Source organism: Rhizobium sp. N621 (assembly GCF_001664325.1).
Classification (GTDB): Bacteria; Pseudomonadota; Alphaproteobacteria; order Rhizobiales; family Rhizobiaceae; genus Rhizobium; species Rhizobium esperanzae.
Map to the genome: position 1 here is coordinate 312612 of NZ_CP013498.1, position 11173 is coordinate 323784.

An 11173-nucleotide genomic window follows, 5' to 3' on the forward strand; every position below is an offset into this window, starting at 1 on the left:
AAGACAGGGGCGGCCATCTTTTCAAACGGTACGCCATGATCCACTTTGCCCGCGTTCGATTCTGGAATGAGGAGGCGGAAATGTCGTCAAGCGATCTGTTCATATCGGCCGAAGGCGCCGAATGGGTCAATCCGGAACCCGGCGTCACCAGGCGCATCATGACCTATCTGCCCGAGATGATGATGGTAGAGGTGGCGTTTGAAAGCGGCGCCGTGGGCGCTGCCCATTCGCATCCGCACATCCAGGCAAGCTACGTCGCCGAAGGTAGCTTCGAGGTAACGATCGATGGCCGCACCGAAGTGTTGCGGCAGGGCGGCAGCTTCATCGTGCCGCCCAATCTCGTCCATGGCGTCAAGGCACTGGAAAAGGGCCGGCTGATCGATAGCTTCACGCCGCACCGGGCCGAGTTTCTCAAGTAATCAGCTTTCGGCTTCCGACCGGCGCGGGGAACTGGCGGCGATGATATAGGGCGGCACGAAGCGCGCATCTTCACCGCGAACGGCCTCGCGCAGGAAGTCGATGACGGCGCGCACGCGCGGCGCCTGTTTGAGGTCGCGATGGCAGGTGATCCAGTAGTGGCGCTTGAGGTCGATCTCCTCGGGCAGCACACGCACGAGCTCGGGATAACGGCTGGCGAAGAAATAGGGCAGGATGCAGAGGCCGAGGCCGTTTCGGGTGGCGGTGAGCTGCGCGAAGATGCTGGAGCTCTGGAACTGCGGCTTGATGCGCGGATGCACATCGCTGAGATAATCCAGGCCCGGCGCGAAAATCATCTCCTCGATGTAGCTGACGAAGGGATGCTCAAGCAGGTCGTCGCGGCAGGTGATCGCAGGCGCCTTTGACAGGTAGTCGCGAGAGCCGTAGATCTGCAGATGATAGTCGGTCAGCTTCTCCGCGAAATAAGGTCCTCCCTTCGGCTCGTCGAGCACAACGGAAATGTCGGCCTCCTTGCGCGACAGCGACATGATCTGCTGGATCGTCACCAGTTCGAGCGAGAGATTCGGATGCCGGGCCGCGAACCGCGGCAGCACGGGAGCGAAAAAGAAATTGGCAAAACCCTCCGGCGCGCTGAGGCGCACCAGGCCGCGCTGCGCCATCGAACCGTCGGCGAGATCGGCGCGCAGCCGCTCGGTCTCCTGCTCCATCCGCTCGGCCGTCTCCACGAAGCGCGTGCCCATGGCGGTCAGCACGTAGCCGCGCGGATTGCGCTCGAACAGCTTGACCTTCAGGGCAAATTCCAGCCGGTCGATTCGGCGCGAGACGGTGGCATGGCTGGAGCGCAGTTGGCGGGCCGCCGTCGAAAGCTGGCCCGTGCGGGCGACGGCGAGAAAAAACTGCAGATCGTCCCAGGTAAACTGCGGTGGATTGCTCATCGCCATTGCCTTCATCAACAACCCCGCAACGAATATCATGATTGGAGATTTAAACAATTCTTTGTTTTTACTTACCTTTTGTTCCCACACGGATGGGCGGTCTGCGGCTGATGAATCCGGGGAGTACCGGAAGGCGCCCGCAATAAATGCGTTGATGCCCCGCGACAGCGCTTTCGGCCTCCATGCAGGAATGTTACACGGCAGCGTTGTGCTTTTTGAGGTAATTATGGATGAAAAAATTGGTTCGCCTGCTGCTGACGGTCGCTCTCGCATTCGTCGTGGTCATCGGTTTTCGTTGGTATCGCTACATCTCCAACACCGACAGTCCCTATGATGAAGTCGGCATCACGCTCAACACGGCCATGCCAGGCCCGATCAATGCCTGGGGCTGTGCAAAATTGAAGGAAACCTTTAGCGGCGCCTTGCCTCCCTATGGCTGCGCTGCCGACAACGGGACGCAGTGGAAGTAACAGCAGCCTGAACGTGCCGAAATGCGCCTGTGAGACGAACGGACAAAGGAGGATTGTTCGTTCGTCTAGCAGCGCATGCCTGCACAACCGCAGAAACTGCCCTAGTTCTAGCGCTGAGCGCTGACTCCTGGCGCTTCCTGAGGTTGGGATGGAAATTGTGCAGCTCTCTTTCTGTTCAAAAATGAACAGATACTGTTTGGAATTAGTTGTAAACCACCCGTTGCTTCAGGCAAGAATTTCCATGATCGTAGGACGAGGGGCGGTCGTTCTGAGGAGTGCGACCGGCCAAATCTGAACAGACCCGCAATCTGGCTCATCTCTGGGAGGAGAGAATATGCGTAAGAATCTCATTGCATCAGTTGCATTTCTGCTTGCGAGCAGCACTGCCGTGCTCGCGCAGAGCGCGACCGACGGCAAGGTCAAGATCGGCATCCTGAACGACCAGTCGGGCGTTTATGCCGACTTCGGCGGCAAGTCTTCCGTCGAGGCCGCCAAAATGGCGGTCGAGGATTTCGGCGGCAAGGTGCTGGGTGTGCCGGTCGAGATCGTCGATGCCGACCACCAGAACAAGCCCGATATCGCCTCCAACATCGCCCGGCAATGGTACGACACCGAGCAGGTGGATGCGATCATGGAATTGACGACCTCCTCCGTAGCGCTCGCCGTGCAGGCGATCGCCAAGGAGAAGAAGAAGATCGACATCGTCACCGGTGCTGCGACGACGGATCTCACCGGCAAGGCCTGCTCGCCTTATGGCTTCCATTGGGCCTACGACACGCACGCTCTCGCTGTCGGCACTGGCGGCGCGCTCGTCAAGCAGGGCGGCGACAGCTGGTTCTTCCTGACCGCCGACTATGCCTTCGGTTATTCGCTGGAGCAGCAGACCAGTGAATATGTCAAGGCGAGCGGCGGGACGGTCGTCGGCACCGTCCGCCATCCGCTGTCGACCCAGGACTTCTCCTCCTTCCTGCTGCAGGCGCAATCGTCCGGCGCCAAGGTGATCGGCCTTGCCAATGCCGGCCTCGATACCTCGAACGCCATCAAGCAGGCGGCCGAATTCGGCATTACCCAGGGCGGCCAGCATCTGGCGGCGCTGCTCTTCACGCTCGCCGAAGTGCACGGCCTCGGCCTCGAGGCGGCACAAGGCCTGACGCTGACCGAGGGCTATTATTGGAACCGCGACGACGAAAGCCGCGTTTTCGCCAAGAAGTTCTTCGCCCGCACCGGTAAGATGCCGAACATGATCCACACCGGCACCTATTCGGCGGTGACGCAATATCTGAAGGCGGTGCAGAAGGCCGGCACCGACGAGACGGAGGCTGTGGCCAAAGAGCTGCATGAAATGCCCGTCGACGACGTCTTCGGCCGCGGCGGCACCGTCGGCGTCAACGGCCGCATGATCCACGACATGTACCTGCTGCAGGTCAAGAAGCCGGCCGAAAGCAAGGAGCCGTGGGATTACTTCAACGTTCTCGCCACCATTCCCGGCAAGGACGCCTATATCGATCCCGCCAAGAGCGGCTGCGAGCTGGTGAAGTAAGCGCGATGGCGGTTTCCGCAATTGAAACGCAGGCAAAGCCGCGGGTGGTATTGTCCGCCCGCGGCCTTCGCCGCGATTTCGGCGGCTTCACGGCCGTCAAGGACGTCGATCTCGACGTCCATGACGCCAGCGTGCATGCGCTGATCGGCCCGAACGGCGCCGGCAAGACGACGGTCTTCAACCTGCTGACAAAGTTCCTGCAGCCGACGGCGGGCAGCATCACGCTGATGGGTACCGATATTACGTACACGCCGCCGGACAAGGTGGCGCGCATGGGGTTGGTGCGCTCCTTCCAGATCTCGGCGGTCTTCCCGCATCTCTCCGTTCTCGACAATGTGAGGGTGGCGCTGCAGCGGCCGAACAATCTTTCCACCCAATTCTGGCGGCCGCTCTCGGCGCTCGACCGGCTGAACGAGCGCGCCGAGCAGCTGCTTGCCAGCGTCGGCCTTTCCAAGGAACGCGATCATATCGCCGCCGATCTTTCCTATGGCCGCAAGCGGGTGCTGGAGATCGCCACGACGCTGGCGCTGGATCCGAAGGTGCTGCTGCTCGACGAGCCGATGGCCGGCATGGGGCTTGAGGATGTCGCCGTCGTCTCGGCGATCATCCGCGACGTCGCCCGCGACCGGGCGGTGCTGATGGTCGAACACAATCTCTCCGTCGTCGCCAATATTTGCCAGCATGTCACCGTCTTGCAGCGCGGCGAGATCCTTGCCGAAGGCGACTACGCCACTGTCAGCCAGGACGAGCGCGTGCGCGTGGCCTATATGGGCACGGAGGAGCATTGATGGCCGATCTCCTCGAAGTCCAGGGACTGAACGCCTGGTACGGCGAAAGCCACATCCTGCACGGCGTCGACATGCGGGTGGCCGAAGGCGAGACGATCACTATTCTCGGCCGCAACGGCGTCGGCAAGACGACGACGCTGCGCACCATCACCGGCATCGTGCGGGCCCGCAAGGGCCGGATCAGCTTTGCCGGCAGCGACATGATGCAGGTGCCGCTGCACAAGACGGCGCACCGCGGCATCGGCTTCGTGCCGGAGGAGCGCGGGATCTTTTCAACGCTCACCGTCTCGGAGAACCTGCTGCTGCCGCCTATCGTGGCGAAGGGCGGCATGACGCTCGACGAAATTTACGAGCTCTTTCCCAATCTCTATGAGCGCCGCGGCAGCCCGGGCACCAAACTCTCCGGCGGCGAGCAGCAGATGCTGGCGATCGCCCGGATTCTCCGCACCGGTGTGCGGCTGCTCATTCTCGACGAACCGACGGAGGGGCTTGCTCCCGTCATCGTCCAGCGCATCGGCGAGGTACTGAAGAAGCTCAAGGAGCGCGGCATGACGATCCTGCTCGTCGAGCAGAATTTCCGCTTCGCCAGCCGTATTGCCGATCGCTTCTATCTGATGGATCATGGGCAGATGGTGTCGGAATTCCCGGTCGGCGAACTGCCGCAGCGCATGGATACGCTGCACAAGGTTCTGGGAGTGTGACCAGATGACGATGATCTTCGGCATTCCCCTGCAGGCGCTGCTCGGCCAGCTGCTGATCGGCCTGATCAACGGCTCGTTCTATGCGCTGCTGAGCCTCGGCCTCGCCATCATTTTCGGCCTGCTCCGGGTGATTAACTTCGCCCACGGCGCCCAATATATGCTCGGCGCCTTCGTCGCCTATCTGCTGTTGACCTATGCCGGCATCGGCTACTGGCCGTCGCTGATCCTGGCGCCTGTTATCGTCGGGGTTGCCGGCGCCGTCATCGAGCGGCTGTTCCTGCGCCGGCTCTACGATCTCGATCCGCTTTATGGCCTGCTCTTCACCTTCGGGCTGGCGCTCGCCGTCGAGGGCACCTTCCGCTATCTCTACGGCTCGTCCGGCCAGCCCTATGCGACGCCGGCGGCGCTTGCCGGCGGGGCCAATCTCGGTTTCATGTTCCTGCCGATCTATCGCGGCTGGGTGGTTGTCGTCTCGCTCGTCGTCTGTCTCGGCACATGGCTACTGATCGAGAAGACCAAACTCGGGGCCTATCTCAGGGCTGCGACCGAAAACGCCGTGCTGGTGCAGGTCTTCGGCGTCAACGTGCCGGTACTGCTGACGCTCACCTACGCGCTCGGCGCCGGCCTTGCCGCCTTTGCCGGCGTGCTGGCGGCGCCGATCTACCAGGTTTCGCCGCTGATGGGCTCGAACATGATCATCGTCGTCTTCGCCGTGGTCGTGGTCGGCGGTATGGGGTCGATCATGGGCGCGATCATCACCGGCTATGTGCTCGGCATCGCCGAGGGCCTGACCAAGGTCTTCTATCCCGAGGCTTCCAACATCGTGATCTTCGTCATCATGGCGATCGTGCTCCTCATCAGGCCCGCGGGCCTCTTCGGCCGGGATGCTTGACATGGCTGATATCACCGAAACCATCCGAACGGAAAAAAGCCGAACCGCCCTTTCGGTGCAGGCGGGCTTCCTGCTTGTGGGACTGCTGCTTCTGCTGCTGGCGCCGTTCTTCTTCTATCCGATCTTCCTGATGAAGCTGCTCTGCTTCGCGCTGTTTGCCTGCGCCTTCAACCTGCTGCTCGGCTATACCGGCCTGCTTTCCTTCGGCCATGCCACTTTCTTCGGCGGGGCGGCCTATTTCACCGCCTATACGGTGAAGGCATGGGGCCTGCCGCCGGAACTCGGCATCCTGATCGGCGTGGCGGGTGCGGCCTTTCTCGGCTTGGTCATGGGTTTCTTCGCGATCCGCCGTCAGGGCATCTATTTCGCAATGATCACGCTGGCGCTGTCGCAGATGTTCTTCTTCTTCTGCCTGCAGGCGAAGTTTACCGAAGGCGAGGACGGCATCCAATCGGTGCCGCGCGGCCACCTCTTCGGCTTCATCGATCTGAACAGCTCGACCAACATGTATTATTTCGTGCTGGCCGTCTTCCTGATCGGCGTGCTGATCATCTGGCGTTTCATCAATTCGCCCTTCGGCATGATCCTGAAATCGATCCGCGAAAACGAGCAACGGGCGATCTCGCTCGGCTATTCCGTGGCGCGCTACAAGCTCGGTGCCTTCGTTATGTCGGCGGCGCTGGCCGGTCTGGCGGGCGCGGTGAAATCGATCGTTTTCCAGTTCGCGACGCTCACCGACGTCGCCTGGCAGATGTCGGGCGAGGTGATCCTGATGACGCTGCTCGGCGGCATCGGCACGCTGATCGGTCCGCTCTTCGGCGCGGGGCTGGTGGTGGCGCTGGAAAACTACCTCGCCACTTCGGAATTTCCGGTGACGATCATCACCGGCATCGTCTTTATGGTCTGCGTGCTGATCTTCCGCCGCGGCATCATCGGCGAGTTCTACGCTTCGCGGCTCGGGCGGAAGCTGGGCTTCGTCTATCGCCGCTAATGGGCGGCCGTCTCCCTCTTTCCGCAGCGCGGGAAGAGGCGGGTGGCCAAGCATCTGGATTTTCGTGCAGGGCGCACATGGATCGTTACGACTACATCATCATCGGGGCAGGCAGCGCCGGCTGCGTACTCGCCAATCGTCTATCCGCCGACGGCAGGAGCCGGGTGCTGCTGCTCGAAGCCGGCGGCAGCGACAATTACCATTGGATTCATATTCCGGTCGGTTATCTCTATTGCATCAACAATCCGCGTACCGACTGGTGCTTCACCACGGCGCCGGAAGCGGGGCTGAACGGCCGGGCGCTGAGTTATCCGCGCGGCAAGGTGCTCGGCGGCTGCTCATCGATCAACGGCATGATCTATATGCGCGGCCAGGCGCGAGACTACGACCTCTGGCGGCAGATGGGCTGCAGCGGCTGGGGCTGGGATGACATCCTGCCCTTCTTCCGCAAGTCCGAGGATTTCTATCGCGGCGCCGACGACATGCACGGGGCCGGCGGCGAATGGCGCATCGAGAAGGCGCGGGTGCGCTGGGCCGTGCTCGACGCCTTCCAGCAGGCGGCGAGGGAAGCCGGCATTCCGGAGACGGCGGATTTCAACCGCGGCAACAACGAAGGTTCCGGCTATTTCGACGTCAACCAGCGCTCCGGCATTCGCTGGAACACCTCGAAGGCCTTCCTGCGACCGGCGATGCGGCGCTCCAACCTGACGGTGCTGACCAAGGCGCAGGTCCGGCGGCTGCTGGTGGAGGAGGGAGCAGTTGTCGGCGTCGAATTCCAGCACCGGGGCGCTGTGAAGCGCGCCTATGCGGCTAAAGAAACGGTGCTTTCGGCCGGTTCGATCGGTTCGCCGCATATCCTCGAATTGTCGGGCATCGGCAGGGGCGAGGTTCTCCGGCAGGCGGGCATCGATGTCGTCAGCGAGGCGAAGGGCGTCGGCGAGAACCTGCAGGACCATCTGCAATTGCGTCTGGCTTACAAGGTAACCGGGGTTCCGACGCTGAACGAGAAGGCGACGAAGTTGATCGGCAAGGCGGCGATCGGGCTCGAATATCTCGTCCGCCGTTCCGGGCCGATGGCGATGGCACCGAGCCAGCTCGGCATCTTCACCCGCTCGGGCCCGGACCGGGAAACGCCTGATCTGCAATATCACGTGCAGCCGGTCTCGCTGGAGAAGTTCGGCGATCCGGTTCATCCTTTCCCGGCGATCACCGCCAGCGTCTGCAATCTGAGGCCGGAAAGTCGCGGTTCGGTGCATCTGTCGAGCCCGGATTTTGCCGCCCAGCCGACCATCAGCCCGAAATACCTCTCGACGCAACGCGATCGTGACATAGCTGTCCGTTCCATACGGTTGACGCGGAGGATCGTCGCGCAGCCTTCGTTCGCGAGGTTTCGGCCGGAGGAATTCAAGCCGGGGCCGAGCTATCAGACGGAGGCCGATCTGGAGCGGGCGGCGGGCGATATCGGCACGACGATATTCCATCCGGTCGGCACTTGCCGCATGGGCGCCGACAGGGACAGCGTCGTCGATCCCCGGCTGAAACTCCGGGCGCTCGGCAAGCTCAGGATCGCCGATGCCTCGGTGATGCCGTCAATCACCTCGGGCAACACCAATTCGCCGACGATCATGATCGCCGAAAAGGCGGCGGCGATGATCCTCGAAGACAATCGATAGGAGAAGACCATGGCAAGGATCGCATTCATCGGCCTCGGCAACATGGGCGGGCCGATGGCGGCCAATCTCGTCAAAGCAGGCCACGAGGTCCTTGGCTTCGATCTCGCGGCCTCGGTGCTGAAGGCGGCTGAAGCGAGCGGCGTCAAGGCAGCCAGTCATGCCAGCCAGGCGGTGAAGGACGCCGAAATCGTCATCACGATGCTGCCGCAGGGCCGGCATGTGCTGACGGCCTGGACCGATATCCGGCAGACCGCCGCGCAGGGAACGCTTGTCATCGATTGCTCGACAATCGATGTCGAGAGCAGCCGCAAGGCGCATGAGATGGCCAAGGCCGCAGGCTGCCTGTCGCTCGACGCGCCCGTCTCCGGCGGCACGGGCGGCGCGACGGCGGGAACGCTGACCTTCATGGCCGGCGGCTCGGATGAAGCCTTCGCCGGGGCGAAACCGATCCTGGAGGCGATGGGCAAGAAGATCGTTCATTGCGGCGAAGCCGGCGCCGGTCAGGCGGCGAAGATCTGCAACAACATGATCCTCGGCATCTCGATGGTCGGCGTCTGCGAGGCCTTCGTGCTCGCCGAAAAACTCGGCCTTTCGCATCAGGCGCTGTTCGACGTCGCCTCGACCTCGTCCGGCCAGTGCTGGTCGATCAATACCTATTGCCCGGTGCCTGGGCCGGTCCCGACCTCGCCCGCCAATAACGGCTACAAACCCGGTTTCGCCGCTGCCCTCATGCTGAAGGACCTGAGGCTCTCGCAGGAGGCGGCGCTGGCAAGCGGCGCCTCAACGCCGATGGGGGCGGAGGCTGCGCAGCTTTATGCGCTCTTTGAAAAGCAGGGCAATGGCGGCAGGGATTTTTCCGCCATCATCGAGATGTTCCGGGAAAAGGCGTAGGCGACACTATAAGAGATAGCTGACCGGCTCGTTTCGCACCGGATGGGGAAAGACGCCCATGCCGACGCCGAAAATCGACTGCAGCTTGTCGGCCTGCATGATCTCGGCGGGCGTGCCTTCGGCGGTGATCCGGCCACGGTTGAGCGCGATGATCGCGTCGCAATAGCGTGCGGCGAGGTTGATATCGTGCAGCACGATGATGACGGTCAGCCCGCGTTCGTGGCTGAGCTCCTTGACCAGCGAGAGGACACTTGCCTGATGGGCGAGGTCGAGTGCTGATGTCGGTTCGTCGAGCAGCAGGCAGCGGGCGTTCTGGGCGAGCATCATGGCGATCCAGGCGCGCTGACGCTCGCCGCCGGACATGTTGGCGACGGGACGGTCGGCAAAATCCCCGAGCTCGGTGCGGGCGATCGCTTCCTCGACCATGTTGCGATCGGTTGCTTTGAAGCGGCCGAGCGTGCCGTGCCAGGGAAAACGGCCGAGCGCCACAAGTTCGCGCACGCTCATCCCATCGGTCGCTGGCGTAAATTGCGGCATATAGGCGATGTGCCGGGCAAATTCCCTGGCACCCCAGTCCGCCGCCGGTTTGCCGTCGAAGGCAATGGTGCCGGATTTCGGCGCGAGCTGACGGGCGATGATCTTCAGAAGCGTACTCTTGCCGGAGCCGTTCGGTCCCACCAGACCGTAGATGCGGCCCTGCTGGAGCGTCAGGTCGATGCCGTGCAGGATCGGTTTCGGTCCGATGGCATAATGAATTCCCGACAGGGCAAGGAAAGGCGAAAGCATGATCTGCTCCAGGTTCGGCGCTGCGAACGGGCTCGGGAGGGCGAGCCCTCCCTTTCCCTGCAAAACTAAACTGCGATTGTCAACTTACGCTTTGCATTCGGACAGGTTGAAATCGGCCGGTGGGACCTGCCTTCTATCAACCTAAAGCGTGTCAAGATCCTGCAGATTCGCTTATCACGCTTTAGGTCTTTGTTTTTACGCATGTCTTTATCGCAAAACCGCTCATACTTTTCGACATCATGCTCTAGGACAGTGAGAAATTCAGCCTGGCGTCCCCGAACAGGATGTCGGTCTCGCCCGGTTCGGTCAGCACCACAGCGCCACTCAACGTGCCTGTCGTGATGAGCGCACCTGTCTTCAGCGACGCATCGGGACGCAAGCCGTCATTGGCGTAATCGACAAGCCAGGTGAGAACGTCGCCCTTCGGATGCTGGGCCGGGCCGTCATAGATCGTGCGGCCGGCATGGGTGACCTTGAGCGGCATGCCGCCGGCGGTATCGACGACGCTTTTGTCGAGCTTCGGGCCGAGCACATAGCCGCTATTGCCGAGGCGGTCTGAGGTAAACAGCAGAAAGGAGATGCTGCCGCTTTCCCTCACGGCGCTGACCAGCAGCTCGGCCCCGAGATGGACGGCGGAGATCGCTTCGACCACTTCGGCGCGGCTGTAGGGAGCGCCGGTGCGGATCGGCAGATCCTTGCCGAGGCGCACGGCGATCTCGGTCTCGAATTTCATGCCCGGGAACCAGGGAATGTTCGCGCCCGAGGCGGCTTCGGCATAGGGATGCAGGGGACCCGTGACCGCCTGACCCTCCGGCGAGACCGTCACCTTCCAGGCGTTGCTGGAAATATTCTCCGCGGCAGCGAGGAAATTCTGCGCCTCCATCGCCTGATGCAGATCGGCCGGCAGGGTGAAATTCCCGGTTTCTTCCTGTCTTCCGGCCTGGCGCAGGCGGTGCAGTCCGGCTGCAAGGGCACGTGGATCGAATGCCTCTGTCATGCTGTCTCCTCGACTTGGTTTTCGAGGGCACACTAACCGCAGGGCAGGGGCGAGCAAGCCCGTTCTTCGAC

The 11173-nt window shown here is 62.2% G+C and carries 12 protein-coding genes; 9 read left to right on the forward strand and 3 right to left on the reverse strand.

What is annotated here, in order from left to right; translation table 11 throughout:
* Positions 1-80 precede the first annotated feature (80 nt).
* Complete coding sequence (locus tag AMK00_RS26090) at positions 81-419, forward strand: cupin domain-containing protein (protein WP_064808476.1); 339 nt, start codon at positions 81-83, stop codon at positions 417-419.
* Here the strand turns inward: AMK00_RS26090 and AMK00_RS26095 are convergent, their stop codons facing one another.
* Positions 420-1373, reverse strand: coding sequence for a LysR family transcriptional regulator (locus AMK00_RS26095; RefSeq protein WP_064812326.1), 954 nt, complete (start codon positions 1371-1373; stop codon positions 420-422).
* A 230-nt stretch (positions 1374-1603) separates the two neighbouring features.
* Here AMK00_RS26095 and AMK00_RS26100 point away from each other — a divergent pair, with 230 nt between their 5' ends.
* The 8 genes from AMK00_RS26100 (at position 1604) to mmsB (ending at position 9319) form a co-directional block, all read left to right on the forward strand.
* A complete protein-coding gene (locus tag AMK00_RS26100) occupies positions 1604-1843 on the forward strand; it encodes a hypothetical protein (protein ID WP_064808478.1) in 240 nt (79 codons plus the stop codon).
* A gap of 334 nt (positions 1844-2177) precedes the next feature.
* Complete coding sequence (locus tag AMK00_RS26105) at positions 2178-3383, forward strand: ABC transporter substrate-binding protein (RefSeq protein ID WP_064812186.1); 1206 nt, start codon at positions 2178-2180, stop codon at positions 3381-3383.
* Positions 3384-3388: 5 nt separating this feature from the next.
* Positions 3389-4171 carry an ABC transporter ATP-binding protein gene (locus AMK00_RS26110; RefSeq protein ID WP_064808481.1) on the forward strand — a complete coding sequence of 261 codons (783 nt, stop codon included), beginning with the start codon at positions 3389-3391 and terminating at the stop codon, positions 4169-4171.
* Positions 4171-4872 carry an ABC transporter ATP-binding protein gene (locus AMK00_RS26115; protein WP_064812187.1) on the forward strand — a complete coding sequence of 234 codons (702 nt, stop codon included), beginning with the start codon at positions 4171-4173 and terminating at the stop codon, positions 4870-4872. Before AMK00_RS26110 ends, AMK00_RS26115 begins: the two co-directional genes overlap by 1 nt.
* A 4-nt stretch (positions 4873-4876) precedes the next feature.
* On the forward strand, positions 4877-5764 hold the full coding sequence (locus tag AMK00_RS26120) for a branched-chain amino acid ABC transporter permease (protein WP_064808485.1): 888 nt from the start codon (positions 4877-4879) through the stop codon (positions 5762-5764).
* A gap of 1 nt (position 5765) precedes the next feature.
* Positions 5766-6755 carry a branched-chain amino acid ABC transporter permease gene (locus AMK00_RS26125; RefSeq protein ID WP_064812188.1) on the forward strand — a complete coding sequence of 330 codons (990 nt, stop codon included), beginning with the start codon at positions 5766-5768 and terminating at the stop codon, positions 6753-6755.
* A gap of 77 nt (positions 6756-6832) precedes the next feature.
* The gene (locus tag AMK00_RS26130) at positions 6833-8428 is read left to right on the forward strand and encodes a GMC family oxidoreductase (RefSeq protein WP_064808490.1); all 1596 of its coding nucleotides are present in this window, start codon (positions 6833-6835) and stop codon (positions 8426-8428) included.
* A gap of 9 nt (positions 8429-8437) precedes the next feature.
* Complete coding sequence (mmsB, locus tag AMK00_RS26135) at positions 8438-9319, forward strand: 3-hydroxyisobutyrate dehydrogenase (protein WP_064812189.1); 882 nt, start codon at positions 8438-8440, stop codon at positions 9317-9319.
* A 6-nt stretch (positions 9320-9325) separates the two neighbouring features.
* Here mmsB and AMK00_RS26140 read toward each other — a convergent pair whose 3' ends face one another.
* Positions 9326-10105, reverse strand: coding sequence for an ABC transporter ATP-binding protein (locus AMK00_RS26140; RefSeq protein WP_064812190.1), 780 nt, complete (start codon positions 10103-10105; stop codon positions 9326-9328).
* 244 nt (positions 10106-10349) lie between these two features.
* Complete coding sequence (locus tag AMK00_RS26145) at positions 10350-11102, reverse strand: fumarylacetoacetate hydrolase family protein (RefSeq protein ID WP_064812191.1); 753 nt, start codon at positions 11100-11102, stop codon at positions 10350-10352.
* Between the last annotated feature and the right edge of the window lie 71 nt (positions 11103-11173).